Here is a 26,937-nt window from a genome sequence, read left to right as displayed (position 1 = left end):
TCCTTACCTAGGAGATGATTTTCATTCGGTTTCTCTCATGATGCAATGAATCAGTTTCATTCGGATTATTGGTGATGCATATCGAGGAAAAGCCCGTTACAACGGCACAAACAGAAGCTCTTTCTTCTATTCGTGCACACTGGCTCCGCCCCTGCGTCACTACTCGAACCAGAAATTACCTAGAACACTATTATTCTAAAAGGTTATTTAAAATCTAGACAGCACAATTCCCATTATAACCACAGCTATTCCTGCCCTATGAGATTGTTCTGTTTCTGGGTGCTTTAGTTTTTTTGTCCATAATGCTAGTTTTTTCCTTTGTAACTATTAAGGAAATTATCTAAGTCATTCTTTTTAATTCTGTATTGTTTACCCGCCTTGACTGAGGGGAGTTTGTTGTCCTGTATCCAACGATAGACTGTTAAGTAGGCTACTTTTAACATTTTTGCCACTTCTTCTATGGTGTAGTATTGCTCGTCTGTCATATTAGTTATATTTATCATTATTTAACATCTGGTCTTGAATTGCAAGTAGCTCCCAAGAGGAGTGGTTTAATATAGGGCTTCATTAGTTTATTATACATTTTGCTTCGGGTTAAAAATAAGCCTACGGGGTTAGTCCCCCTTTGCCTTATAAGGGTTGATAAGCCTTTAAGGGAGTATTAAGTAACGGGTAAGGGGTAATCTAGCGGGTTTGGTTCTGTTTCCGTATCTCTTAAAAGAAAAAAACCTCCCTACTTAATAAGAGTTAATAATACTCTTACTTAATAGAGTATTTAATATACCCCCCTTTTAGCCCCAAAAAAGTGTCGGTTTGTGTCAATATAGCCCTAAAAACACCCCTAACATTAAGTTTTATTAAGTTTTTAACCAACTTTGTATAGCCTCAATTAGCCTCAATAAAAGTGTTGCTTTGTGTCAATATGGTGGTTTTACCCGTAGGTGGTTTTGTGGGTTTTTAATATCTCCCCAACACTTTTAACCCCTATATTGTTTTGTCTCAAGGGCTTACTTGCTTTTAACCGCTTCACTTCTTGCCAAAACTGGTAAGTGCTTGGGGTAGCTCCGTTGGCTGTCCTCTCGTATATCTCGCTAACCTCCTCAACCCCATAAGCTCTTCGGTTGTGTTGGTCTTGCTCCCCCGCCTATTTTTGCCTATTATTTTGGCTTTTACTGTTGGCTTGTAAATTGTTACCTTCCACTTATTACGCCAATCTGCAAGCCCCCTAACCTCAAACTTATAACTGCTAATCTCTCCTCTCTTTTTAGCGTTCTCAAGGTAGGTATAAAGCAACTGGTGGCAATAAGCCCGCCTCCTTAAAAGGTCTCTGCGTAGCTTTAACCAATCATTTACGATAGTGAAGGCTTTTACCGTGTAACCCCCCTTAAACTTTAACAAGTAATCCCTAAAGTTTTGCTCTGTCTCGTCTAAGCCTCCCTGTAAGTAAGCCAACGGGTAGGCTAAGTATCCTCTTTTGTTTTTTATCTCCTCTGTGGTAAGTTCTCCTTTTAACCACTTCTCGGTCAACCCTAACGCCTCTGGGGTCATTGTGTAGTGGTATCGTGCTTCTTTGCCTTCCCCCTTAATAAGATAGCTTGAAGTAAAAGCAAAGCCCCAATCTGTCCTCTCATCTCCTCCTCTCTGGTTGCTAAAATAGGGCATAACCGCCACTACATTTAAGAAGGTCTCCCGTATATCCTTAAAAGCCCTTCCTCCTATGCTTGGGTCACCTCCCCATAGTAAAAGATCTATTTTACTTTAAGGGGGTTGCACTTCCATTTAGAACTGGCGTAATAGCCTAACTACATAATTCAGCCATTCCCTTTAAACGCTGTTTTTTATATTTTAGATTAAGACAATCTCTACATCCTACTAAGCCTAAAGAAGGGGATAATAGAGACACAATCCTATGTTTTGAGCTTATTAAACAGCTGCCAGAAGATGGGAAAAGACGGGTTATCGTGGCGAGAGACGACATAGGTAGGATTGTAAAGGCGGATGTACCAGCGTTTTCTGCTTGTTGATACTCCAAGCGGATGGGAAAAATTTATCCTTAATAATTCCTGCTGAAGCTCAAATAGTCTCTTTTTGCGCCTTATATCAAGCTCTATCTGAGCTTGCTCAAATTGACTACCCGCACTATGAGTATTTTCTGCTTTTCTTAATATAGCTTCTAGTGCCTCATCACTTGCATTACTAATGATGGTCATATCTGCGATTCTAGCATGAAAGCATGCTGATAGATTATATAAAACTAACTAAAGCCTGTCGCTTGTACCATACTATACTACATTGCTACACTCTACTTACTGGAGCACCAGGTAGTTTGTTGAGCCTAAGATAACTAGTATCTTTTATATGACTTCTCAGAAACGGTAGGACCCTCTGGTAATAAGGGGTAATGGGTAACTATTAGTTAGGGACTCTTTTGCATGTATTTGAGTAGTGCAGTAGAATAAGCAAAGCCATGCAGACAATCTACTCAACAGCGCAAGTTTCCTATATTTTGCAGTTATCCAGAATCACGGTACGGCGCTATATTAAAGATGGAAAGTTGCGGGGGAGTAAGATTGGAAGAGGGTATAGGGTAAAGGAATCTGATTTAATAAAGCTTCTTAATAAGACTTGTATTAACTAGAGCTTACCTATTTGGTTGATAGCCACCACACAACACAATACAGCGAGTAGCATCGAGAGCTGCTTCTGATCTGCACATCTCATAACAGGATTCAAACTCGGTTTTACGTCTAGTATTGTAAAGATACGTTAATAGAATTGCGCCTAGAATTAGCACGATAAGTTTTAGATAGGTATTCATATTTTTTTCCATTTAAGGACAGGTTCCTAATCCACTGGATACTCCAATACAGCCCCGTATATCTTTTAAAGGATCAGTGGTAGGCGTAGGTAAAGGAATGTTGTATTTGTCAAGTTCATCTACGTGTTTATCTAGCTCTGTTTTGTAATTATCCATGTACTGATTTATACTTTGGTCTGAGTTTTGTACATAATTCTCAGCTTCCCGTCTCATCTTTGCTGCACTTTCATTAAATTCATCAATATATTTAGAGGTAATTTCTTCGGGTCGCGGATACTTAAGTTTTGCCGCTTCAACAAGAGAACGCGCTGAGTCACAATTTTCTTGATTATTCATCATATATATTTCACCATTAATGACGCAGGAAATGTTTTTTATAGAGAGAGGAGTTGAGTTTAGATTATTATCTGGTGGTGAGTTTTCGTCATAGTATTTGGACCAATAGCTTGATTGATCTTGCTTGCATTTATCCCTGGATGTGTATAGATACCACTTGCTATCAATTTCACACTCAAAAGAAATATTACATTCGCTTCTTTTTAATTGCTTGGTTCCTAGATAGGTAAAAGTGCAGTCAATTATTGGGTCTGGGTCTGTTGTGATATATGAGGTTTTTACTCCTTTTACTACGGGTTTTGGTGTAGATGATGGTAGTTTGTAAGATGTTGGTGTAGGTTGTTGAGTGGGAGTTGGGCTAATTGTTATTGATTGCTCATTCTTCTTACCGAATAATGGAATTTTAGAATATAGATAGTCGCCTCCGTCGGCTATATAAGAACCTCCAGTAATGGCAGAGATTATTATTACAGCAAAAATAACTATAGGCATACTAACTTATAGGATACATTATTATTCAGTCTTAAACAAGCACAAAATTGGGGCTATATTGGTTCTACAAAACCTTCACATATTATAAGCTTGTAAGGTAATGTGGCTTTGATGGCATATAGACTTACTTCTAAAACCTTAATCAAGTTGGGTAAGAATGTCCGTAGGATACGCAAAGATCAGAAAAAACAGCAAGAGGATGTTGCTTTTGTCGCAAATATTGAGCCAAGTTATTATGCCAAGATAGAGAGGGGAGAGGCTAACCCAAGTTTGGAGAAAATTTACTGTATTATACGTGCTCTAGACATTAACTCCTCTGATATTTTGCCATTCTAGCTTAATAGCTATGATAGAGTATTTTTGCGAGAACTTAATCCGTTAGTATATCCAGTAAGGTTTTAATTTCACTCAAACTCCTCCTGCAAATTTCTACTAAAATCTAATGCAAAAGTTCTGTATTGCTCTTCCATAATAGATGACATAAGCATTCCATTCTCAAACTCAAAAAGTGTCATTGCTTTATAAGTATTACTACTTGGTTCTACCTTGAATGAATTATCCTTATTTTTTGCAATTTCTTTTTCTGATTGCTTTGCTATATATGACGGATCATACATAGAGTGAAAATGTTTCAACCTGTTCTGTGTTTTTAGCTGTTTATTATTTATCATAGACAGTCGGTTAAAATTACTCTCCTATATATAGGAGAAATATTAACCTACTCACTTAGTAAGCTTCCATTCTCTGGAAACGGGCTTAATGAGCAGTACACTTTATTTTTATCTCCCCGTTGCTCATATAGCTTATCTGCATTGACCATCTCTTCAACAGCGGTCTTAAAAGTTGAATATCCACCCTCCACACCTGAACCCTTCAACCTATCATATAGCTCCTTCTTATACATTGGTATATTTGCTTGCTTAAGAATATCCTCTATTGAGGATTGAAACTCCCGCTTCTTGCTTTTAACAATATCCACCTCACCCGCGTACTCGAAACGAAACTCATTTTCATCGCTTATAATCTCAAGCTTAAATGGTTGTAATTCTTCACCCTGTCGAAGCTTAGTCTGAGTTACTGTAATCATATTGTCCTCCCTCTCAATAGCAATATGGCAATCAACCGCTGCTAATATATCTGAACTACCTCGCATATCATGAGATAGGTTAGATGATCGAAATACTCCTGGCTTGCGATTGTGATGGGTAAATACAGTAGTTATCCCTGCTTTGTTGAGTTTCTGTAGGTGAGTGAACATCTTAGCGACCTCCACAGCGTTGTTTTCATCCCTAGCAGTACTAACCCTCACAAAAGAGTCAAAGATAACTAACCCTACATCTTTTAGGCTACAAATCTTTAATAAATAATCAACCCCTTGTTTATTTAGCTTAAATCCTGTCTTAGATAGAATATAGATCGGAAGATCATATTCTTTGCTCATTTTCTCTACCCTCTCCTTGAGCCAGCGAGATCCCGTTTCCTCGTCAATAATAAGAACTCCTGTTTGCCTAGTTAAATACTTATCAAACAGATCTACTCCTTTAGCAAGTGATATTGCCAAATCCAACATTAAAAAAGTCTTATATGACGATGGGCTACCAGATAGAGCAATAATTCCTTCTGCTGGGATAAGTTTCTCAACTAACCACTTTGTCTCGGAAAACTCCATCGCCATCAATTCATCAAGTCTAAGAGGAATATTGATCTTTCCCTCTGACTCATTCCTATGTATACTAGTATCCGAAGCAGTAAGCTCCGTGGTTATTTCATTTTGCATATTTTAGTATCCTCTCTGATAAGTATTCTATCTGCTTGGCTATTGGTTCAAGCAACATCTTGTCGATATATTCTGCCTGCTCTGTGTCTCCATGATTAAGTGCATCGGCTCTTTGTAAGAATGCATCTGTATGCTGATTAATCTTTCTATCCTGCTCCCCAATTAACTGTAATATTTTTACCCAGTTCTTATTTTGCATATATGCGAGTCTTTAATTCGTGAATGTTTTCTATCAGAAGTCGAGGCTCGACCGTAAGGGTGCGCTCCCAGTAATTTGCTAATATCTGCTCCGCACTACCTTTAGGATCTGCAAATACGAAAGTAACAAACTTATTACTTCCTTTTTCTAGACGCTTAAGAGTAAGCCCAAGGGTCTTAAGTAGAACTGAATTATAGAAGTCTTTTGTGGAATACTCTTTATATTTACTTGTTTGTTGATTTTTCATATTGCATCCTATCTATTTCCATGTCTTTTTCTACTGTTTTTACTTCTTGATCACTAATACATTTTGTGAATCTACCATTTTGCTCATACTGTTTAATCAGCAACCTTACAAACCCTTCTGTAAATTGTGTTTCCATATAAAAGAATTAAACCAAAATAATTTGGTAGATAAACAGGGGTAAAACGGTTAGAAAAGGGGCTTATAAAGGATAGAAATATATATTCTATTTGGTAGATTTAGAAAACGTCCGTGAATTTTTATTTTCGAATATACCGTAGCCCCCCTCAGAAACAAAGACTAACTTATTTTTTAAGATCCTATTGCTTTGGATTTTTTTCTTTAGCTCAGTAAATCTGTTTTTTAATGTATTATGGATATCAATCACACTACCACGCTTTTTTTGCCGCTCATAAAATTGCATACTCTTTCTGTCTAGACCATATAATTCTTTCTTAGCAACAATTGAATTGATCCGTGTAAGAAGATATTTCAATGTTTGTAGTTGAACCTCACCGCTTATACTGATTTCTTCACCCATGTATACAAGTTTATTTCCTTTAATTTTAGGAGTTAAGTTACTGAATATATTTATAAACTGTTGAACATTTGGAAGAAAGAAAATAACTGTGTTGGTGCCATAATAGTCGGGTCCAAAATCAAGAACCCCAGCGTCATCATTTACGTACGCATACCTAGAAAAAACCTGGTCTTCATCTATCATTCCTAGCTTTCTTGCTTTATATGTTACATAATCCATGTCCAATTGGTTTTCTTTGTTAGAATATGAGGCTCCAACACACCAACCATAATTTCTTGCAACAATTACATTTTTCTTTTCTAGAAGTTCAATCACGCCATCATAGAGATAGCCAAATGCTGTAATTCCTACTCTTTCAACATTGAACACTTCCGATTTACCTGTTTTAGCTACACAAGCAATCCTATAGTTGTCTGTGGGATCAGAATAGCCATTAACTAGCCGACAAATATTTACTGCATCCTGTATAACCTTATTCATATTGCATTTTTCATCTTAATAAACTATACTTACTTATACACTATGATTAAACAAAAATCAATAGATTTTAAAGGAACTGTTCGAATTTCAGAAGCATCTAAGATGCTGGGTGTTACTCCAATGACCCTAAGACGCTGGGATGAAAAAGGAATACTCAAACCCATTCGCTTAGGAACAAGACTAGATAGACGATATAAAAAAGAGGATATAAGTCGGATACTTAGTAAACAGAAATATCAACGCATTGAACAGATAAAATTATTACTCAGATCAGACATACAAGTTATAGATCAGAGCTGTAACAAGGACGAAATTGGTTTTCACATAGATGGAGAAAAATACATTCGTTATCAAAGTGTAGATACTGACATTTCAAATAAGGAAATAGCTAGCACCATCAATAGGTCTGATAAGAAAAGCGTTTGAGAATGAAAAATGCAGTAATATATGCCCGAGTTAGCACAACTGAACAAGCAGAAAAGGGTAAGAGTATTGAAACTCAACTAAAAATTGCTAAAAAGTGGGCAAAGGATAACGACTATAAAGTGATCAGCCTCTATGTTGATGAAGGTAAATCAGCAACCAATCTAAACCGCCCAGCACTCCAAGACTTACTCACCAAATGCAGAGACGATAAATCCATCGATGCAGTATTAATTCAAGACACAGATAGACTTGCTAGAAACACACTAGATCATCTAACAATAAAAGCAATACTTAAAAAGGTTGATGTAGAAATAATTTCTATTAGCCAGCCCATGATCGATAGTAGTCCAGAAGGAAACCTAATCGATACTATCCTCGCATCTGTAAACGCCTTTCAATCACAAATAACTGGTAGAAAGACAAGCAAGGTACTAGAAGAAAAGGCAAAGCTTGGCTGGTACCCAGGAGGACTACCACCACTAGGTTACAAGAACGTAGAAAACCCAAAACCAACTTGCTCACTAGACAGAAAGATAATTACCATAGATGAACCAACTGCCTCATATATTAAACAAGTCTTTCAAGAATACTCCACTGGTAACCATAATATTACTAATTTAACCGAGTGGCTAAGGAACAAAGGAGTAAAATCTGTTACAGGGGTAACTCTGCATAAAAGCAGACTGGCAGATTATTTCCGAGAACCATTTTATATAGGTAAATTCCGCTGGGGTAAAAAGCTCTATCAAGGAAAACATAAGCCTTTAATCTCAGAAAGCCTATTTAAACTCGTTGGACAAGTACTCGATGCACATAATCAGAACGCCTCACGCACCCGCAAACACAACTTTTTACTGCGTGGCTTCTTATACTGCCCTGAATGTGATAACCGCCTCTGGGCTGAGTACCACAATAAACAAAATAAGCTGTACGGATTCTATTATTGCTATCACTGCCGACCTAGAGAGTATACAGATATGCTCAAACTCGAACAAGCAGTAGAAAAGCTATTTACTAAGATTGAGCTATCCAAGGAATACACCAAACACGTACTGGATACAGCAAAAAAGATGATGCTGGAACTGAGGACAAATGTTGATCGGGACCGCCAAGAGCTTGTTAAGCGAAAAAGTAAACTAACAAAAGCCATTCAAGAAACAGAAGATGCTCGCTTTATAAGTAAAACCTTAACAGAAGAAAGATTTAATAGTATCTACAACCGCTACCACAAAGAACTAAAAGAAGTTGATCAACAAATGCAAGGGTTAAGCTCTGATCAATCAGAAAAAGTTAAATCATTAGAAAAATTATTGGTCCTAGCAGAGAATATTGGCAAAACATATGAAAAAGCAGATCCACGACTTAAACGATCTTATTTAGGATTATTCTTTAAAAAGATCTATATAAAAGACAATAAAGTGCTTAAATACAAGCTATCTCCCCAACTTGAACCCCTAATTAAAGACGGTTCAGTTCGAGTAAGAACGAGCGGGCTCCGCGGGTAGGATTCGAACCTACAACCTTGAAATTAACAGTTTCCTGCTCTACCATTGAGCTACCGCGGAATACAATTGTTTCATAGTTTACCTAACTAATTATACAATAGGAATCTCTAGCCAAAAGTTAATGCAAATAGCTCTAAATTATTATCCTCAAACTTAAGACGCAAGACGTGTTCACCCGGCTGTGGTAGCTTAATCAATTCATATAGCTTATCTTTATCCACTTCTACTTCTTTAACTAGTTTACCATCCAAATATACTTTTACTTTACCTGAGATATCTTCTTTTGGCCTCATTACTAAAAACACATTCTTTGACTCAAATCTTAACTGAAATTCTCCCTTATCTGGCGAGGCATATTCAGGCATTACAAGCCAACTACCTATATATGAGAACTGATTCAACCGTAAATTCGAGGGAGCAGAATATTCTGACTGCTTATCTTTTACTATTCTTTCTGGTGACGCCAAAGCCTGAATCCTTGAGTACCCTAAATATAGCTCGGGTGTACGCGTCTCTACTGTATATTCTGGATTATCTATCTGGCTCTCATTAAGTGTCGCTCCAGTTTCTGCCAATAACTCCTGGATAATTTTTTCTGACTCATCATACTCTCCTTCACCAAAATGCGTACTTCTGACTTTACCATCTTTATCTATAAAATACTTTGCTGGCCAGTAGCGATTACTATATGCCTGCCATGTTGCATAATCATTATCCTGCACTACTGGGTACTCAATTCCAAAATCTAATATCGCCTTTTTCACATTTTCTGGATTTTTCTCAAACTCAAATTCAGGCGTATGCACCCCAATAATTACCAAGCCGTCATCTGCATATTTTTCGTGCCAGTCTTTTAGATATGGAAGAGTACGAATACAATTAATACAGGTATATGTCCAAAAATCTATCAATATCACTTTCCCTTTAAGCTCTGCAAGCGTTAATGGTTCTGAATTAAACCACTCCCCACCAGCAATTAGCTCGGGAGTAATTGGGGCTTGTGGGTCTACAATTTTCTGTAATAAGCTCTGACCATCTGGATCACTAATCTTATCTAATTCTTCCTGCACGGCTTTGTTATCTTCAAGCTGGGTTAATCCAGCTCCATATCCCGGAAACTTATCCAGTACATAACTTTGAAACTTACGATCAATATTAAAATAAATACCCAGCGCTGTAAGAATCATGATGATACCAAAAATCTTTTGAACTTTATCCAAATTCTTAGTTAATAATGGCACTTTCTCTATCATTCTTCTCCCGCCATAAGTTATCGCCAACAATGGAATAGATGTTCCCAGTGCATAGGCTAGTGTAATAAACAAGGCTGAACCGTTTACAGAACCAGTCAGAGCTAATGAAATAACAGAAGCTAATATTGGTCCCACGCAAGGTGTCCAGACCAACCCTAAACTTAATCCAAGAATCAATCCTCCTCTAAACCCAGTTGTTTGTTCGCTGTCGTGCTTAATAACTCCACTTAAGCCAGAAAATATTTTCTCCATCCAAACCTGTAAATGGGGAACTAACAAAGTAATTCCAAAACCAAAAATAATTACAACAGATAGTATTCGAAGAATATCAGCCGAAATACCAGTTAAACGAACCAAGGTAGTAAGGAATAGTGTAAAAAATGTGAAACTAATAATAAAACCCAAAACAACACCAATTGGTCTTCGTTTTCCTCCCTCAACAGAACCTGATAAGACTATTGGCAAAATAGGCAATATACAAGGAGAAAGAATTGTGACAACACCCGCAATAAAGGCAAAGAGTATTAAAAGAAGCATGGCTATATTATAGTTGCTAACTAGTACTATTGTACTGCATAATAATAGATGTAACCTAAGGAGGTGAAATAATTGAATAACAACATGTACAAACGTCTAATATCTTTCTTTCTTTACTGGATTAGTAATAGTTTTATATTTCTAGTCGCAGATATTAGCTTTCCAGATTTTTTTGAGTTAGGAAATGTATTATTAACTCCTTCCTACGCAGCCTTAACAGCTGGCTTTATCTTAGCAGTAGTTATTGCTCTAATTGAACCAATATTTAATACTCTTAATATTCATGTTAAACATCAGGGTAGTTGGGCACTGGTATACTGGATCATAAACAGCGAGGTTATCTGGGGCACGGCTAGATTTGCAGAATACATTGGGTTAGGAATATCTGCATACTGGGTAGCGGCAGTCGTTGCGGCAGCAGTTAATATCTTACAATGGGGAAGCTGGAACTTAGTTAATCGCACAAAGATCTAATAAGAAGATCAGAATTGCTCAATTGAGATGGCATAAGCGATTGATTCGTAGGCTTTGTCATCGCGGAACTTAACATACACAACCTGTGTTTCTGCAGTTGTTTCTATAGTAAACGTAGTGTTATACTCCAGCCAATCTGACACTTGATTATTATCTGTCCATATCACCATTTCTGTTACTTTCCCCACCTTACTTTTTGCATCTAACGCCAAAACAGCAGAATTCTGATTGACCTCCTCCAATTTAACCTCTCCAATAATAGCCGCTTCCTTATCTATTTTTGGTTGTTTAACAAAATTACTTTCTATCAAAGTCTGATTCTTTTGACGCTCAAAGACAAATCCAGAAAAATTTAACGCCTGCCCTTCATAGAAGTATTGATACACAAATAAGGCGACAAGCAATACCACCAACAAAAATAATATCTGTTTGGTGCTCATTATTGGATGTCCCATATCTATATTCTACCTCAAATTCCAATAACTTTTCACATGTATAATATCCATGGGTAAACCATGAAGCATATGATAAAACAGCTAGTTCTAGCATCTTCATCACCTCGCAGATTTGACCTGCTTAATAAGCTAGGTATTCCTTTCATTGTTGATATAGCTAATATAAATGAGTCTAACTATTTAGAAAATAACCCCCATAAGCTGGTTGAGAAACTATCCTTTGCAAAAGCAAAAAAAGTCGCAGCTAACTATGAGAATGCAGTTATTATTGGTGCAGATACTGTTGTCTATCTAGGTAGAAACATACTAGGTAAACCTAAAGACAAGAATGACGCAAGAGGCATGCTCGAACAACTTAGCGGAAAAAAACACTCTGTCATTACTGGGTATACTCTGCTGGATACAGCGTCAAACTATCAACACACAGAATCCATAGACTCTACTATATATTTTAAGAAACTAACAACCAAAATTATCACTAACTATATTAATACTGGGGAGCCCATGGACAAAGCTGGAGCATATACAATTCAAGGCAGAGGTGCTAGTTTAATTGAGCAATACGAAGGAAATCTAGAAGCTATAATCGGATTACCAGTAACCCAAATTGGTCAACTGCTTAAAACCATTTTATAACAATCTCGCCCTTTCCTAAGCAGCAATCCCAATTTTATATTGGGAAAAAAAGGGCGGACTGTATCACAAAGAAAACAAAAAGTTACTCTGTAGGTGCACTCATCCCGTCCCAATCATCTTTGCTTACAAACTTCGTAACTTTGCGGCCATCTCCTAGTTCACCACGTAGTGCGTAACGAACTTGAGTACCACCATTCTTAAGCTGTCGCTCATAGGTTGTTTTCTTTACCATGTTCTCTGGAACTTCAACCTTTTCACGATTTTTAACATCATAAAACATTACTGCCATATATTTTCCACCCCCTTTCATTAAGCTCATTTGAGCTCTTCGCCCAATCTTAGTCCATTTGAGCTCAAGTTGTCAAGGGAAGTTTAGAGAGAAGATTAACTATAGGTTGTCTCTACCCCATTTAAGAGCTTTTGTCATCCAAATTAACTCATTCCAAGCCTTGTTTGCTCGCTTTGCATAACTCTCCTTAAGTTCTGGATCTTCAATTTTTCCATCAGAATTAAATATATTCTGTACAGATGGAAACTGAATATCTCCAAACGTAGCAACCAAGCCTAGTTCACGAACTACAGGTATAAGATTTTCAATTCCTCGCACTCCACCCCAGGGACCAGCTGAAACTCCTGCAAATGATACGGGTTTATGTCTATAATTTTTCAACTCACTATCCAGCAAGCGTTTTAGTGTTCCAGGATAAGCATGATTGTACTCAGGAACTACCACAAAAAAGCCGTCTGCCTCTTTGGTAATCTTGCTGTATTTAGAGTCTTTATTTTCCTCATCTTTTCCGTCCCCTGGTAAATTGAAATTTGTAGGATCTACCAATTCAGATTTAACACCATCTATGGCATTGCCAATTTCAACAAGAAACTTAGCAACATTAAGTGATTGACGCCCAGGCCTCGTAGTTCCTTCGATAACTGGTAAATATAATTCTTCAGGCATGGCTCATATTATAGCACAGCGTTTTCAAGATTTAGCAACATTTTCTTAATTTTTAGTCCACCCGAATATCCACCTAATTTACCACTGCTTGTAACAACTTAGATCCAAAGGAACACTAAACTTTTTCCTTTTTCCTGAAAAGTATTCTTTCAACTCAGAAACCGCCTGCTCTTCAATTACCTTATTTCCATTTTCTTCATCCAATTTGGTATAACTTAGCTTTTGTAATCCTCTCTGGCTCGCAAACAAGTATATTTTCTCAAACGGCGATTCAAGCGTAGTCATATTATTTAACTAAATGGATTTGTTACTTTAAGTTCATCAATAAACATAAAGTCTTTATCATTTGCAGTGTAAATTTCCTCAATTCCATTTGACAAAGCAGTAGCAGCTAAATATACATCATAAACATGAGTACCACGTTTAATATATTTTTTGTATTTACTAAATAAAAATATAAAAGTTAACGATGTCTCTATATTCGGTAGTATAAATTTAAGACTACCTCCAAATTGATACTCTTTAATAATATTGATTGCCTCAATAGGTGTTAATGGAGTTTTAAATTTTCTCGGATTTGTAGTAACAGAGTAAAATTCCAGAAGGTTCTGCTGGGACACTACTGATTTAAGCTTGCCTGCAATGGAGTTTTCCCTAATTTCCTTTGCCTTTTCATAAAGCTCCGAAGATGAGTTGTGTGCATAGACTAGAATATTAGTATCAAGTAATATCATTTACTAGTCGTAATAATCGGCTCTACTAAGTTCACCAGTTTCTCCCATATCTTTATCATAAAGTAGATATTTACCGGTAGCATGTACAATGCTAGCATATCTTTGTCTCAGGGCATCTGTTACAACTTGGTACAGCGGAACATCACGCGTAGCTGCTTCAACTTTAGCTCTTTTTAGTAACTCATCTGGAATTCTAATTGTTGTCCTAGTCATGGTTAAATCATTATGACATCAAAGCATCAAGATGTCAAACACTAAAATAGTAACTATTCAGGAGCTACCAAAATGAGCGAAACAAGGCCAGGCTTTTCACATAGTGGATAGCCTTGCCTTTAGTTTAGCTACGAAGTTATCAGTAGATATAATCCAGACATAGATAACAAAAATCCTATTAGAAATTTAGGGTTAAATCCTTCTTTTAAGAACAAAACACCTATCAACACAGATACTAATACCGTACCAACTCTAACCAAGGGTACAGCTATAGAAAGCTCGGCACCCGACGAAAACATTTTAATAAAAAAGATAGAGGCAAATCCCACAAGTATCCCTGCAATTATGGCATAGACTACACCCTCTGTTTTAAAGTAGTTAATCTTTTCTCCATTAGTTGAGCTATACAATAGAAATAGGGCCACTACCATTGTAGCAACCAGATTTATTACAAAAGCTCCCAGTCCATCATGAATTTTCCCAGACGTTAGCTTAACAAACAAATCAAACGTGCCATAAAACAGTAGCGTTAATAGTGCCAAGTTAAGCCAAGTCATATTTCAATTATAACTTATCTACGTCTTAGCTCATCTATGAGCCTTGTGTATGTCCTAAGATTATGTAAGGAAGCCAAGCGCCACGCTAGAGAATCCCCAATTTTAAATAAGTGATATAGATAAGCTCGAGAATACTTCGTGCAAGCTAAGCAATCACAGGTTATATCTATAGGATTTATGTCATGTGCTAATTTAGCTTTAGAAAAATATAAATACTCATGATAAGTATCATTTGCTAAATCTTTAACTTTCGCTAAGTCTTTAGTTAATACATATAGTCGCTTATGCCGACCATCACGAGTTGGCAACACACAGTCAAAATAATTAAATCCAACACTACAAGCATGTACAATAGACTGTAGGTCTCCTACTCCTAGAGCAAATTTCTCAGATTCTTTTGGTAATAATCTTGAAGTTAATTCAACTTCTTCCCTACTTGGCCAACCCCCCAACCCAAACCCATCAAAGCCAATTTCTAATAACTCCTTAGCGCATCTTTCTCTAAGATCTGGATATTTACCCCCTTGCACTACACAAAACAACTTTGGAGTTTTTTTACCAAGGTATGTTCTTAGCTGTTTTTCAAACTCAACTTTGGACCTCTTAGCCCAGGATATAGTCTTTTCCACGCTCTCCTCTGTAGCATCTCTCGAGCCATCTGGTGGTGAAAAGTAGTCTAAGCATATTTTAATATCTGATCCAATCGCAAACTGCATCTGTATGCTTTTTTCTGGAGTAATCATAAATTTCTCATATTTACCTCTTACTTCATATTTAAACTGTACCCCATCTTCTGTAACTTTCCCCATGTCTGGATTCTTTAAGACTAATGAAAATAACTGAAAACCACCAGAGTCAGAGACGGTTAGATTTTCCCAATTCATTAGTTTTTTTACCCCACCTAACTTGGCTAAACTCTTTGCTCCAGGTTGAATAAGTAAATGAAAAGTGTTTACTACTAACCCTTCAATTCCCACACTCCTTAAATCTTGCGAATCCAAACTACGTACAATCCCCCGAGTAGCATCTGGCAAAAAAATTGGGAATTTAACTTTCATCTCTGCAATTTTAACAGAGCATAGGTGGTAAAATTGCTTTTCATGGATAATTTAAGAGCTGAAGTTAAACGTGTTACGTTTAGAGATGAGACAAGTGGATACAGCGTCATTAAAGTAATCCCCGAACAACAGATCCTTCGATCTGGCAACAGTAGTACGTTAGCCATCGTTGGAATACTCCCTGGATTAGAACAGGGAGATCACATAAAACTAAATGGAAAATGGGGGAGTCATAAAAAATTTGGCAAGCAATTTGAAGTAAACAGCTATCAAATACTTCTTCCCACTTCTACCAATGGCTTAGAGTTATATTTAGCATCTCACATCAAGGGAATTGGGCCAGCTACAGCCAAAAAAATAGTAGATAAATTTGGTCAATCTACCCCTCAAATAATTGAAACTCAACCAGACCGGCTCACAACAATTACGGGAATTACCAAGGTCAAAGCAGAAGAAATAGTCTTAGCATGGAAAAAGGATGTGGCTGTTCGCGAGCAACTTATACAATTTGCTGGTCTTAGAATTAGTCCAAAACTCTCTTTAAAAATTATTAATTATTATGGTGATAACGCCTACAAAACAATTAAAGCAAATCCATATAAACTTGCTAAAGATATCTGGGGAGTAGGTTTTAGTAAAGCCGATGTAATAGCTCTTGAAATAGGCTTTAAAAGCGATAGTTTCCATAGATTAGCAGCTAGCTTACAATACGCTCTGCTTAAATCTCTAGACCAAGGCCACCTATATCTTCCACATGACGAACTCATTGAACACGCTGTTGAACTAACAAATATTACTGGAGTTAAAATTGAGAAAGCCTTGCGCAGTCTTGTAAAAGATAATATTTTAGTTGACGATGATAAAGCTATCTATCTCAAGCTTTATTTTCATACCGAAGAACGGGTAGCAAAACTAGTTAAAGAACATCTAAAACAAGGGACCAGTGATAAACATTTACCAAAAAGTTTAAGCAAAATTATCTCTTCTATTGAAATCCAGCAAAAATATAAACTGAATAAAGACCAGCAAAATGCACTAACTACAACCCTAACTAACCCAATTTCTATACTCACTGGAGGTCCGGGAACTGGTAAATCAACAACATTAAATGCTTTGCGTCTAATACTAGAAAAACAGAATAAGAAAATAATCATGGCAGCACCCACGGGTCGAGCAGCTAAACGTATCACTGAAATTACAGGTTTTCCAGCTGAAACTATCCATAGAGCATTAAAGATAGATAAAAATGGCAAAGCTTTTTACAATTATGACAACCCCTTACCAGCAGACTTTTTAATCCTGGATGAAGCCTCGATGATAGACATCATGATAGCTTATAGAGTGATTGCCTCGTTGGGAAAAAACACCCACATACTCCTTGTGGGAGACAGCTCACAGCTACCTTCTATCCAAGCTGGAAACGTTCTTGCGGACCTAATATCATCGCGCGCCATCCCCGTCATACACTTAACAGAAATCTTCAGACAAGCTCAAACTAGTGCAATTATACGAAATGCGCACAAAATCAACTCCGGCTCATTCCCAGAGTTTCCTCATGATCCCACTGATTTTTATTTCTTTAGGTGTGAAGAGGCCGAGCCAGCCGCTAACTTAATCACCAATTTAGTCTCCCAGCGAATACCAGAAAAGTTCAGCGTTGACGCCATGCAAGATATTCAGGTGCTTGCTCCCATGCATAAAACAGCTTGTGGAGTTAGCGTTCTAAATGAAAAACTCCAGCTAGCTCTAAACCCCCACTCATCACAAACTGAAGAAATAAAATATGGACAACAAACTTATCGTGTAGGTGACCGCGTAATGCAAACTGCCAATAACTATGACAAAGAAGTTTTTAATGGAGAGATTGGCTTAATCATTTCTATTATGAATGTTGATGGAGAGAAAACCATGTCTATTAAATACGAAGACCATATTGTTCCATATACGATCGATCAACTCCACCAGATCGTACTTGCTTATGCAATTAGTATTCATAAAAGTCAAGGTAGTGAATATCCTGTAGTTGTAATTCCTATACTTACAGCCCACTATATTATGCTAGCCAGAAACCTTATCTACACTGCCATCACCCGAGCAAAACGCCTTGTAATCTTAGTGGGGTCTAAAAAAGCACTTGGCATCGCCATAGGCAATGACAAACCCACTCAGCGCTACACCAAACTCGCCCAAAGACTCCAAAAAACATAGCTCCCAATTAACAACCTATTAAAAACTGGGTTTTTAATAGAGCCAAAACAAGCCCCAATTTTTGTTTTAAAACCCGGTTTTAAAACACTAAATTCTCTCTAGTTTTTAGATGTATACTCACTGTAATGGAAACAGAGGAGCTTAGTCTAATCATTGCTGATACCAAGAATTTTTATCTTCCCACGAGTCAAAAAATATAGTATCATCTCTATATGCAGGAAGACAATATTCAAGAGCCAGAGAAAAAGACTAAAAAAGAGCGCAAAGAGGAAAAAAAGCTAGAAAAGCTTGAGGAAAAACAGAAAACCAAGGGTTCTAAGCTTATTAAAAAGCTAATCGTATTTACAATAATCATCGCTATAATTGGAGGACTGGGGTATCTCTATATAAACAGCAAAAATAAACCAGGCAAATATGACAATCTCGCCCAGTGTTTAACAGAGAATGGAACTAAAATGTTTGGTGCTTACTGGTGTCCACACTGTCTAAATCAAAAAAAAGAATTCGGGAATTCCTGGAAATACATTAAATATATCGAGTGTTCACTACCTGGTGGGCAAGCCCAAACTCAAGAGTGTAACGATGAAGGCATCGAGAGTTATCCTACCTGGGAATTTGCTGATAAAATCCGCTTGACCGGAGAAATACCTCTAGAGCAACTAGCAGAGAAATCCAACTGCGAATATACATTACCAAATAAATAAAGTGGTTGATTTTGTAAAAGAATTATTGTCTTTCTTTACGCTTCTTGGCGATGTTTTAATCGTAGCTTTAATAGCTTATCTGGTAGGCTTTAAATTTTTTAACTTCAAACTAAAACCGTTGCACAAGCTCTTACTCAAATACGGATTATTATTAGCTTTTTTAGTGGCTTTAGCCTCCACAACAGGAAGTCTTTTTTATTCTGAAATAGCAAAATATAACCCCTGCAAGCTTTGCTGGTATCAACGGATATTAATGTATCCATTAGTAATTATCTTAGGAATTGCGTTGGAAAAAAAGTACCACAAAGAAGTAATTCGCTATGCTACTGCATTGTCCGCAATTGGAGCTGTAATTGCTGGCTACCAATATTACCTGCAGAGATTTGGTGGGTCAAATACGCCCTGCGCAGCTGTGGGTTATTCCGAGGCTTGCTCTAAGATCTTTATGCTAGATTACGAATATATCACAATCCCCATGATGGCACTAACCGCCTTTGTTCTTATAATAATCTTCTTGTTTTTTGCCTATCTTGATCAGCCCAAGAAAGTGTAAAATCTTACCATGATGCAAAAACAGACTTTCTGGAAATTGGCCAGCGCACTTTTATTGTTGTGTTTAATTATCTTTGTAACCACCGCCAAGATAAATCTTACCACCGCTGATCTGGGTCGACACTTAATAAATGGAGAACTCTTGGTGAAACAACAGCAATTACTCACAACCAATCTTTACTCATATACAAACCCAGCTTATCCTGTCGTAACCCATCACTGGCTTGGGAGTCTTTTTTTGTATTCAATCTGGACACTGGGAAACTTTAATATTCTTTCTCTCTTTTATATTCTTGTAACCAGTACAACGTTTCTTTTTATATTTCTTACTGCCAAAAAAAACTCTAATATTTTCTGGGCCACAATTGCTACGACTATTTGTTTACCTTTAATCGCTTATCGCACAGAAATCCGACCTGAAATATTTAGTTATTTATTTTCGTCTATTTTCATCAATATCCTAAATAGATACCGAGGAGCCGCTCTTCCCAAGCACGCATTAATAATCCTGGGTTTAATTCAGCTTATCTGGGTCAATACGCATATACTTTTTTTTGTCGGACCCGGTCTTGTGGGTATTTATTTAGTTGATACATTTATCAAAAAGAGAAAGCTAACTAAGAATGTTAAGCGCTTGGCTTTGTCGCTAGCCTTAGTCACCAGTATGTTATTTGTAAATCCTTTTGGTATAAGAGGAGCGCTTATTCCCTTAACTATTTTTAATAATTTTGGATACCGTCTTTTAGAAAATCAGACCGTCTGGTTTATCGAAAAACTCATACATAATCCGCTATTTACTTATTACAAAATCGCATTTACTATCTTACTATTTAGCTTCATATTAAACATCGGTGGCAAGGATCGTAAATGGCTAAGAATAGATCACTTGCTCACGGGCATTATTGTCTCTGTCGCGGGTTGGTTTGCAATCAGAAATTTTGCTCTTTTTGGCTATTTTGCTATTCCCATTCTTTCCTATAATTTCCATTATCTCACCAATAGTTACCAGACCACTCTTCCTTCAAAAACTACAACTATCTTGACAATTTTTATTGGACTAATATTACTCTTAACAGTAAACAATAAATTAGCATTTATTTTTCCTAAAACTTTTTCCTTTGGGCTAGGTCTATACCAAGAGATAAATAGATCTGCCGATTTTTTTAAGAAAAACAAAATTAGTGGACCAGTATTTAATAACTACGATATTGGTGGATATCTAATTTATCATATCTATCCAGAAGAGAAAGTGTTTGTGGATAATCGCCCCGAGGCATATCCAGCTGATTTTTTTCAAAATATCTACATCCCCATGCAAGAAAATGAAAAGATCTGGAATAAGTACAGCAAAGAGTATAACTTTAATAGCATTTTCTTTATGATTACTGACGCTACGCCTTGGGGCCAAAATTTCTTAATTCAACGCGTAAAAGATCCAACTTGGATTCCAGTATACGCTGACCAATTCGCCATAATCTTCTTAAAAGACAATGACAAGAATAAAAAGACCATTGGTCAGCACCAACTGCCAAATGACTACTTCAACATTAGATAGTCCTAACCTTGAAGTAGCTCATCAATTACGGGTTTAATCTGCTCGTAAGGAACTGCGCCAGGAATAAGCCTGGTTTCTCCAGTTTTGGTATCCAGTAATATGTTTCCTGGTGTACCAGTTATTCCTGCTCCTTTCCCGCCTGCCATTTGATCTAATACGTTCTGTTTATGACGATCACTGTCTAAACACTCACGAAAATCATTTCCATCTATACCAATTTCTTGAGCAAGTGGAACAAGTTTATCAAGTGCAAAACCTGTCCCGTTTGTAGTTGTACGCTCAAAAATCTTGTCTATATACTTCCAAAAAGCATCGTTACCTCCAAGTTCAGCTGCACATTCTGAAGCCTCTGCTTCTTTCTGCGCATTTTGATGAAATTCTAATGGAAAATGGCGGTACGCCCAAGCCACTTGACCATCATAATCATCTACCACCTGCTGTGCGGTTTGATGAAATTGCTGACAAAATGGACACTCCAGATCAGAGTACTCAACTAATAAGATTCTCGCATTTCGATCCCCCTTAACATGGTCCTCATCTGTAAGCTCTGGTAAGTTATCCACGATTGTGGCATCTGGCTGAGATACATCTCCAGCAACATTTCCTGCTTCTGCAGCTTTAGCTACAGTTGAGGTTCCATTCTCCAGATACTGCACACGTGTATATAACGAACCTATTACAAACGCAGATACTGCAAGTAATCCAGCTAACGCTAAAGCAATTGTATTGTTTTTATTGATAATATTCACCCCCAGACTCACTCTATTATATACCATAAAATATGGTATAAATCATGTATGGAAAATACTAACGTCACTGTCATAAAAGCAACGGGTGAACCCGAACCATATTCAGAAACAAAAGTACGCAGTTCAATCAAAAGAGCAGGATTGCCAGATGAATTATCAAATCAAGTTATTGCCCACATCGAGAGCATCCTATATGAAAATATTCCTACAAAAGAAATATACAAACACATAATTGAGTTTCTAAATAAATCTACAATTCCTGCCGCTTCGGCTAAATACAGCTTAAAACATGCCGTCATGCAACTAGGTCCTTCCGGTTACCCTTTTGAAAAATTTATTTCTTTTGTATTAGATAAACAGGGATATAGTACTAAAACAAACCAAATCTTGCAGGGAAAATGCGTTCAACACGAAGTAGATGTAATCGCCAGTAAAAATGGCGAAAATTTTATGATCGAAGCCAAGTTTCACAACAAACCCGGTGCTCGCTCAGATTTAAAGGTGACTCTGTACACTTACGCTCGCTACAGCGACCTCATACATAATTCCGCCAATAGTAATCTATTTAACAAAGCATGGCTAATTACTAACACGAAAGTCACTTCGGAAGCAAAAGATTATGCCAACTGTATCGGAATGAAAATAATTTCCTGGAGCTATCCTGAAAAAGAAAATCTTCGTGAACTAATAGAAAAATCTAATCTGCATCCCATCACTGCCTTGTATTCATTATCTGCCATGCAAAAACAACATCTAATCAAAAATGATTTAGTTCTCTGTAATCACATAGTCGGTAAAAATATTGAGCAATTAATGGAACTTGGCTTGAATAAAGAAATCGCCAATAATGCACTAAAAGAAGCTCAAGATGTCTGTAGTTACTCTAAGTAGTCTCGAAGCTTCTTAGCACGCGTTGGATGACGCAGCTTACGAAGAGCTTTTGCCTCAATTTGACGAATACGCTCTCTAGTTACACTAAATTCACGCCCCACTTCTTCTAAAGTTCGCTGACGACCATCTTGTAAACCAAAACGCAATATTAATACTTTTTTCTCTCTATCAGACAAAGACCCCAGTACTTCATCCATATGTTCCTTTAGCAGCTTTCTTGACGCTTCCTCATATGGAGAAGGTGAGTTCTCGTCTTCAATAAAATCACCCAGTTGTGAATCTTCATCATCTCCTACGCGCATTTCTAAAGACGTTGGCTCTTGTGACACCTTAATAATTTGCCTCGCCTTATCTATGTCTATATCCATCTCCTTGGCAACTTCTTCTGGAGTTGGCTCTCTGCCTAAGTCTTGCATTAGCTGCCTACTTATCTTTACAAAACGATTAATAGTTTCAATCATATGAACTGGAATACGTATAGTTCGAGCTTGGTCTGCGATTGCACGTGTGATTGCTTGACGTATCCACCAAGTAGCGTAAGTTGAAAACTTATATCCCTTGCGCCAGTCATATTTTTCGACCGCCCTTATTAAGCCTTGATTACCTTCTTGAATCAGATCTAAGAAAGACAACCCTCTCCCAATGTATTTTTTGGCAATTGACACGACTAGTCGAAGATTAGAGTTGGTTAGCTTCTGTTTTGCAACTTGATCGCCATTTTCAATTCGTTTTGCCAGGTCAACTTCTTGATCAAAATCTAATAAAGGAATTCTACCGATTTCCTTTAAATACATTCGTACAGGATCACCCGACTCTTTACCAGATTTTTTTGTAAGATTTGCTAGTTCCCGCTCAAGTGGGGTTGCCGTGCGCTTAACAGGCACAACTCCTTCTGAAGATAGAGTCTCGAAAATATCAATACCAGCATCAATAAGCTTAGTATATAAAGAATCTACCTCATCAATATCTTTCTCTGGATGTGTGTAAATCTCCAATATCTGATCCTGCGTTACAAACCCCGACCGCTTGCCAGACTGAATGAGTTTTCTAATTTGTCTGTGGCGTATAGTACTTGAAGTCATTTTAAGGTTATATTATAACACCAAGCCACGCTGAGCGTGGCTTTATCCCGCTTAGCGGGAAGCTGGGTTTTTTAACGAGTTCGACCTGAAATAACAGCTTGAATCTCCTGAGTTATTGATGAAATTTGTTTGTTTAACTCTGCCAACTTTTTATCACTTACCTCTTGCCCTTTTACAAGGAAAATTAATTTCTCCCGTCTTTGCTTTAATACAATCATCTTTAGCTCAGTAACCGCTTGCTTAAGCTCACTAATTTTCTTGTCCGTAGCCACATCCCGCACGTATGCCCTATCGGCAACTATTATCAACTCGTTATTTAAAGCAGAGATAAACTTAGGAATATCTACCTTGCCATTTTGGATCCGATGTTTTAACTTAATAAGAATTTTTGTTACAGCAGATTCCGGCATGCTAGAAAGATCTAGCACCTGCTCAATATTTTCTATGGCTTTAACCTGATCATTCAACTGAAACACTAAGCTTAAAATAAGCTCCTCCAGTAGTTGCCATCTTGGTTCTCTCTTTAGCACTACATTATCAGTGGCGCGCTTATTACGACTAGCATTAAATTTATCGGTTCTTGCAAACTCTTTTTGAATCACACTTTGAGACAAAGACAGCAGCTCAGACAACTTACGTACGTAATGATCTTGCAATATTACATTGTCAGATCTCGCAAAAAAAGGCGCTAACTCTGCTACTATCGTCTGTTTTGCTCTAGCACTATCTGTTCCGTGTCGTTCTACTATGGTATCTAATATGAAGTCAAAATACACTTGGGGTTTCTCAGCTAGTTTCTTCCAGGAAACAACGTCATTTCGTATCAACTCATCTGGATCTTTTCCTCCTTTAAGAGCAATTACCCTAACATCAAAACCAAGTTCATCTGCAAGTAGAATTCCCCTGCGTACCGCATCAATTCCTGCTTTATCACTATCCATTGCAAAAATAATTTTAGATGTAAAACGCTTAAGCAGTTTTAATTGCTCCTGGGATAACCCCGACCCTTTAACCGCTACTATATTTGCCACGCCCGCTTGAAATGAAGAAATAACATCAAACTCTCCTTCCACCATGATAGCTGCGTCCTCTCTGGCAATTGCCTGCTTGGTTAAGTAAATATTAAATAGATTTTGCCGCTTATGATATACAGGTGTTTCTGGAGTATTAATATATTTTGCTCCGCCATCCCCGCTTATTTCTCTACCTGAAAAACCCAAAATATTACCCCGCACATCTTGTAAAGGAAACACAATTCTTCCCCGAAAGCGATCATAAAATCCGATCTCTCTGTCTGAGTGAATAATTAGACCCGCTGTTTCTAGCAGTTTGTCTTCATACCCTTTTTTGCGCAAATATCGCAGTAGTCCTTCCCACGAGTCAGGCGCGTATCCCAATTTAAATGATTTAATTGTCTTTTCCTTAACCCCACGTTTTTTAAGATAGATAAGTGCCTCGCTCCCAATCTTATGCTCAGTCAACAAATAATGATAATATTCACTCGCCATGTGATTTACTGCATAAATTTGATCTTTAATGCGAGTCTTTTCATTACCAAGTCCTGTTTGGTCTAGTTTCACACCAGCTTCTTCGGCCAATACGCGAAGCGCCTCAATAAATTCTAATCCTTCATATTTTTGTACAAATGAAAGTACATCTCCTCCTTCGTTACACGCACCAAAACAGTACCAAATCTGTCGATCTGGATTAACATAAAAAGAAGGTGTCTTTTCGGAATGGAATGGACACGGAGCCTTGAAATTTCGTCCAGACTTTTTTAATGGCACTCGCGCATTAATATACTCAACTATGTCTATCTTTTCTTTTACTTGTTCAACTTGATCCACTTATGTATTCCCCTACTCATTATATACCCCAAGTCCAGGATCTTTCTAAAGCAAATAAGTTAACCTTTATAAGGTCTGGGGATTTTTTTATACAATGCGTTGAAAATATCTCCCCTAGTAATAATGCCTACTATTTTATTGCCTGTTCCTTGTTCTATTACCGGTAATTGATGAATTTTCCGTAAAATCATTTTGGATAGTGCTTTCATAATGGGTTGTTCTGGATAAGTAAGATAAATATTGCGATTCATAACATCCTTAGCTTTTAGCTTAGTTATTTCACCAATATTCTCCTCCATGTCTTCAAATTTACTAGCATGTACAAAATCAGTTATATAGTCTTCATAAGACGGATATAATTTAGAAAGAAGATCTTGTTCTGAAACAACTCCGACTAACTTACCTCTGGTAACTACGGGAAGCCCATTGATTTTTTTCTTAAAGATTATTTTCCAAAGCTCACGAAAAGAAGTAGAAGGATTAACCGAAACTACCTTTTTATTCATCAACTGTCTAACTTTCATAAGTCCCTAGGATTATATGACTATTTATGCCAGACATGCAACTTCCAGCGGTGACATTGTGACCTTTGCGGAGAGGATGCACTTTGTTTCGAGCACTTCCTACCCTGGATTCATAAATTAATGCTTGCCTATCCAGAACAAAAAGACAATAAAGATGATCCTTTATCTTCAAAACACAATGGATACTCCAAAGGTTATTATAAGAAAAAAGTTAACTAGTTTAAAGATAGAGATATGTTTTTTCAAAAGAAGAGCGACTTTAAGTCAAATTTATTCACCCAAAAGGATTTTTACAGACAATTTATGCATGACTTAAATAACTGCAAAAATGAAGTGATTATAGAAAGTCCTTATATAACTTCTTCGAGGATAGAAACGCTTTATCCAATATTCAGTAGACTGATTAATCAATCTTAAAAGGGTAGTATTGTTGAAGATTTAACCCCTAATGTTTTAATGATGAACTGTAGTTTTTCATAAGACCAACTTCTTTTCTGGTTTTTGGATTATCCATATATATATCGATAGTATAGCAAACTTCCAGTAACTCAATCAAACTATGGGGTTTTGCGATATAATACAAGCATGCAATCAAAAAAAATCTAATGGTATTTCTCTTCCTGAAGGCAGACTGTGGGAAGAAATAGAGTCACTTAACTGACGATGTTAGAAAATAGAGATCCGGAAAATGCTACAAAAGAGCATGCAGAGAAGGTTGTTGATTTGATGAAAGAATTGGCAAAAAGAGTATTGGAAAAAAAGATCAGTAAAAACTGAAGAAAAAAGAAATACAAGATAAATTGATGAATCTATTATTCAGCAACCAAATATTTTATGAACAAAAAACTCTGGTACATTCAGCAACTTGACTTATTTAAAGGATTTGCGAAGGAGAAGCTTGATAATATTGAGTCACTTTTTGCGATGAAAGAGTATTGTAAAAGAGAAGTAATTTTTGAGCCAGGAGACAAAGATAAAGTGTTTATTGTTAAAACCGGGCAGGTAGAACTGTATCAATTAACTCAAACTGGCAAGAAGACAATTATTGAACGGCTACTGCCCGGGAGCTTTTTTGGTGATTTGGGTACAGAAGGAGAATCAGAATTGTTCGTTGAAGCTACAACTGACTCATATG

The 26,937-nt window shown here is 37.0% G+C and carries 34 protein-coding genes and 1 tRNA gene; 12 read left to right on the top strand and 23 right to left on the bottom strand.

The genetic code is table 11. The features are described from left to right. Positions 1–305: 305 nt before the first annotated feature. The 3 genes from CO050_00505 to CO050_00495 all read right to left on the bottom strand — a co-directional run bounded on the left by CO050_00505 (position 306) and on the right by CO050_00495 (position 2,210). A complete protein-coding gene (locus tag CO050_00505) occupies positions 306–503 on the bottom strand; it encodes a DNA-binding protein (GenBank protein ID PJC32287.1) in 198 nt (65 codons plus the stop codon). Positions 504–1,026: 523 nt separating this feature from the next. Next, the gene (locus CO050_00500; protein PJC32286.1) at positions 1,027–1,662 is read right to left on the bottom strand and encodes a hypothetical protein; all 636 of its coding nucleotides are present in this window, start codon (positions 1,660–1,662) and stop codon (positions 1,027–1,029) included. 245 nt (positions 1,663–1,907) lie between these two features. Then, positions 1,908–2,210 (bottom strand): hypothetical protein, encoded by a 303-nt coding sequence (locus CO050_00495; GenBank protein PJC32285.1) that lies wholly within the window; start codon positions 2,208–2,210, stop codon positions 1,908–1,910. Positions 2,211–2,467: 257 nt separating this feature from the next. Here CO050_00495 and CO050_00490 point away from each other — a divergent pair, with 257 nt between their 5' ends. Then, positions 2,468–2,638, top strand: a complete 171-nt coding sequence (locus CO050_00490; GenBank protein PJC32284.1) for a hypothetical protein — start codon at positions 2,468–2,470, stop codon at positions 2,636–2,638. Positions 2,639–2,830: 192 nt separating this feature from the next. Here CO050_00490 and CO050_00485 read toward each other — a convergent pair whose 3' ends face one another. Beyond that, positions 2,831–3,646: a hypothetical protein gene (locus CO050_00485; protein PJC32283.1), complete on the bottom strand. Its 816-nt coding sequence runs from the start codon at positions 3,644–3,646 to the stop codon at positions 2,831–2,833. A 111-nt stretch (positions 3,647–3,757) separates the two neighbouring features. Here CO050_00485 and CO050_00480 point away from each other — a divergent pair, with 111 nt between their 5' ends. Continuing rightward, a complete protein-coding gene (locus CO050_00480) occupies positions 3,758–3,982 on the top strand; it encodes a transcriptional regulator (GenBank protein PJC32282.1) in 225 nt (74 codons plus the stop codon). A 68-nt stretch (positions 3,983–4,050) separates the two neighbouring features. Here CO050_00480 and CO050_00475 read toward each other — a convergent pair whose 3' ends face one another. The 5 genes from CO050_00475 to CO050_00455 all read right to left on the bottom strand — a co-directional run bounded on the left by CO050_00475 (position 4,051) and on the right by CO050_00455 (position 6,887). Then, on the bottom strand, positions 4,051–4,317 hold the full coding sequence (locus CO050_00475; protein PJC32281.1) for a hypothetical protein: 267 nt from the start codon (positions 4,315–4,317) through the stop codon (positions 4,051–4,053). Positions 4,318–4,364: 47 nt separating this feature from the next. Continuing rightward, positions 4,365–5,423 carry a hypothetical protein gene (locus CO050_00470; protein ID PJC32280.1) on the bottom strand — a complete coding sequence of 353 codons (1,059 nt, stop codon included), beginning with the start codon at positions 5,421–5,423 and terminating at the stop codon, positions 4,365–4,367. Further along, entirely contained in the window at positions 5,413–5,622 is a 210-nt protein-coding gene (locus CO050_00465) for a hypothetical protein (GenBank protein ID PJC32279.1), read from the bottom strand. The genes CO050_00470 and CO050_00465 overlap by 11 nt, the downstream gene beginning before the upstream one ends. Beyond that, on the bottom strand, positions 5,612–5,869 hold the full coding sequence (locus CO050_00460) for a hypothetical protein (protein PJC32278.1): 258 nt from the start codon (positions 5,867–5,869) through the stop codon (positions 5,612–5,614). The genes CO050_00465 and CO050_00460 overlap by 11 nt, the downstream gene beginning before the upstream one ends. Positions 5,870–6,092: 223 nt before the next feature. Then, a complete protein-coding gene (locus CO050_00455) occupies positions 6,093–6,887 on the bottom strand; it encodes a hypothetical protein (GenBank protein PJC32277.1) in 795 nt (264 codons plus the stop codon). 42 nt (positions 6,888–6,929) lie between these two features. Between CO050_00455 and CO050_00450 the strand changes: the two genes are divergently transcribed. Both CO050_00450 and CO050_00445 read left to right on the top strand, forming a co-directional pair. Next, the gene (locus CO050_00450) at positions 6,930–7,313 is read left to right on the top strand and encodes a hypothetical protein (protein PJC32276.1); all 384 of its coding nucleotides are present in this window, start codon (positions 6,930–6,932) and stop codon (positions 7,311–7,313) included. Between the two features lie 2 nt (positions 7,314–7,315). Beyond that, positions 7,316–8,818 carry a hypothetical protein gene (locus tag CO050_00445; GenBank protein PJC32275.1) on the top strand — a complete coding sequence of 501 codons (1,503 nt, stop codon included), beginning with the start codon at positions 7,316–7,318 and terminating at the stop codon, positions 8,816–8,818. On the opposite strand, the gene CO050_00440 is transcribed toward CO050_00445, so the two are convergent. Then, a tRNA-Asn gene (locus tag CO050_00440) sits at positions 8,804–8,878 on the bottom strand. The genes CO050_00445 and CO050_00440 overlap by 15 nt on opposite strands. Positions 8,879–8,925: 47 nt before the next feature. Further along, positions 8,926–10,608, bottom strand: coding sequence for a hypothetical protein (locus CO050_00435; protein PJC32274.1), 1,683 nt, complete (start codon positions 10,606–10,608; stop codon positions 8,926–8,928). Between the two features lie 84 nt (positions 10,609–10,692). On the opposite strand from CO050_00435, the gene CO050_00430 reads away from it, so the two are divergent. Beyond that, the gene (locus CO050_00430; protein ID PJC32273.1) at positions 10,693–11,082 is read left to right on the top strand and encodes a hypothetical protein; all 390 of its coding nucleotides are present in this window, start codon (positions 10,693–10,695) and stop codon (positions 11,080–11,082) included. An 8-nt stretch (positions 11,083–11,090) separates the two neighbouring features. Here the strand turns inward: CO050_00430 and CO050_00425 are convergent, their stop codons facing one another. Beyond that, positions 11,091–11,537, bottom strand: coding sequence for a hypothetical protein (locus CO050_00425; protein ID PJC32272.1), 447 nt, complete (start codon positions 11,535–11,537; stop codon positions 11,091–11,093). 60 nt (positions 11,538–11,597) lie between these two features. Here CO050_00425 and maf point away from each other — a divergent pair, with 60 nt between their 5' ends. Next, on the top strand, positions 11,598–12,173 hold the full coding sequence (gene maf, locus CO050_00420) for a septum formation protein Maf (GenBank protein ID PJC32271.1): 576 nt from the start codon (positions 11,598–11,600) through the stop codon (positions 12,171–12,173). A gap of 82 nt (positions 12,174–12,255) precedes the next feature. On the opposite strand, the gene CO050_00415 is transcribed toward maf, so the two are convergent. The 7 genes from CO050_00415 to CO050_00385 all read right to left on the bottom strand — a co-directional run bounded on the left by CO050_00415 (position 12,256) and on the right by CO050_00385 (position 15,690). Then, positions 12,256–12,483: a hypothetical protein gene (locus CO050_00415; protein ID PJC32270.1), complete on the bottom strand. Its 228-nt coding sequence runs from the start codon at positions 12,481–12,483 to the stop codon at positions 12,256–12,258. Positions 12,484–12,561: 78 nt separating this feature from the next. After that, positions 12,562–13,128, bottom strand: a complete 567-nt coding sequence (locus CO050_00410) for an NADPH-dependent FMN reductase (protein PJC32269.1) — start codon at positions 13,126–13,128, stop codon at positions 12,562–12,564. 78 nt (positions 13,129–13,206) lie between these two features. Beyond that, the gene (locus CO050_00405) at positions 13,207–13,413 is read right to left on the bottom strand and encodes a hypothetical protein (GenBank protein PJC32268.1); all 207 of its coding nucleotides are present in this window, start codon (positions 13,411–13,413) and stop codon (positions 13,207–13,209) included. Between the two features lie 5 nt (positions 13,414–13,418). After that, on the bottom strand, positions 13,419–13,862 hold the full coding sequence (locus CO050_00400) for a hypothetical protein (GenBank protein PJC32267.1): 444 nt from the start codon (positions 13,860–13,862) through the stop codon (positions 13,419–13,421). 3 nt (positions 13,863–13,865) lie between these two features. After that, positions 13,866–14,075: a hypothetical protein gene (locus tag CO050_00395; protein PJC32266.1), complete on the bottom strand. Its 210-nt coding sequence runs from the start codon at positions 14,073–14,075 to the stop codon at positions 13,866–13,868. A gap of 128 nt (positions 14,076–14,203) precedes the next feature. Then, positions 14,204–14,632 (bottom strand): hypothetical protein, encoded by a 429-nt coding sequence (locus tag CO050_00390; GenBank protein ID PJC32265.1) that lies wholly within the window; start codon positions 14,630–14,632, stop codon positions 14,204–14,206. Positions 14,633–14,646: 14 nt separating this feature from the next. Beyond that, the gene (locus CO050_00385) at positions 14,647–15,690 is read right to left on the bottom strand and encodes a tRNA-guanine transglycosylase (protein ID PJC32264.1); all 1,044 of its coding nucleotides are present in this window, start codon (positions 15,688–15,690) and stop codon (positions 14,647–14,649) included. A 42-nt stretch (positions 15,691–15,732) separates the two neighbouring features. On the opposite strand from CO050_00385, the gene CO050_00380 reads away from it, so the two are divergent. The 4 genes from CO050_00380 to CO050_00365 all read left to right on the top strand — a co-directional run bounded on the left by CO050_00380 (position 15,733) and on the right by CO050_00365 (position 20,709). Continuing rightward, on the top strand, positions 15,733–17,898 hold the full coding sequence (locus CO050_00380) for an ATP-dependent RecD-like DNA helicase (GenBank protein ID PJC32263.1): 2,166 nt from the start codon (positions 15,733–15,735) through the stop codon (positions 17,896–17,898). Between the two features lie 323 nt (positions 17,899–18,221). Continuing rightward, complete coding sequence (locus CO050_00375) at positions 18,222–18,602, top strand: hypothetical protein (GenBank protein PJC32289.1); 381 nt, start codon at positions 18,222–18,224, stop codon at positions 18,600–18,602. Positions 18,603–18,720: 118 nt separating this feature from the next. Continuing rightward, a complete protein-coding gene (locus CO050_00370) occupies positions 18,721–19,155 on the top strand; it encodes a disulfide bond formation protein B (protein ID PJC32288.1) in 435 nt (144 codons plus the stop codon). Between the two features lie 9 nt (positions 19,156–19,164). Then, positions 19,165–20,709 (top strand): hypothetical protein, encoded by a 1,545-nt coding sequence (locus CO050_00365; protein PJC32262.1) that lies wholly within the window; start codon positions 19,165–19,167, stop codon positions 20,707–20,709. A 2-nt stretch (positions 20,710–20,711) separates the two neighbouring features. Here CO050_00365 and CO050_00360 read toward each other — a convergent pair whose 3' ends face one another. Beyond that, positions 20,712–21,485, bottom strand: coding sequence for a disulfide bond formation protein DsbA (locus tag CO050_00360; protein ID PJC32261.1), 774 nt, complete (start codon positions 21,483–21,485; stop codon positions 20,712–20,714). A gap of 21 nt (positions 21,486–21,506) precedes the next feature. Here CO050_00360 and CO050_00355 point away from each other — a divergent pair, with 21 nt between their 5' ends. Next, complete coding sequence (locus CO050_00355; GenBank protein PJC32260.1) at positions 21,507–22,349, top strand: ATPase; 843 nt, start codon at positions 21,507–21,509, stop codon at positions 22,347–22,349. Here the strand turns inward: CO050_00355 and rpoD are convergent. The 3 genes from rpoD to CO050_00340 all read right to left on the bottom strand — a co-directional run bounded on the left by rpoD (position 22,337) and on the right by CO050_00340 (position 25,802). After that, positions 22,337–23,431 carry an RNA polymerase sigma factor RpoD gene (rpoD, locus tag CO050_00350; GenBank protein ID PJC32259.1) on the bottom strand — a complete coding sequence of 365 codons (1,095 nt, stop codon included), beginning with the start codon at positions 23,429–23,431 and terminating at the stop codon, positions 22,337–22,339. The genes CO050_00355 and rpoD overlap by 13 nt on opposite strands. Before the next feature lie 71 nt (positions 23,432–23,502). After that, positions 23,503–25,278, bottom strand: coding sequence for a DNA primase (locus CO050_00345; protein ID PJC32258.1), 1,776 nt, complete (start codon positions 25,276–25,278; stop codon positions 23,503–23,505). 59 nt (positions 25,279–25,337) lie between these two features. Further along, positions 25,338–25,802 (bottom strand): hypothetical protein, encoded by a 465-nt coding sequence (locus tag CO050_00340; GenBank protein PJC32257.1) that lies wholly within the window; start codon positions 25,800–25,802, stop codon positions 25,338–25,340. Between the two features lie 834 nt (positions 25,803–26,636). Between CO050_00340 and CO050_00335 the strand changes: the two genes are divergently transcribed. Further along, positions 26,637–26,937: hypothetical protein (locus CO050_00335; GenBank protein ID PJC32256.1), on the top strand; the 301-nt coding region annotated here is incomplete at its 3' end.

This window comes from Candidatus Roizmanbacteria bacterium CG_4_9_14_0_2_um_filter_38_17, from assembly GCA_002788855.1.
Taxonomy (GTDB): domain Bacteria; phylum Patescibacteriota; class Microgenomatia.
Note: the sequence above shows the minus strand (reverse complement) of the source record. Positions and strands in the feature narration are given on the sequence as shown.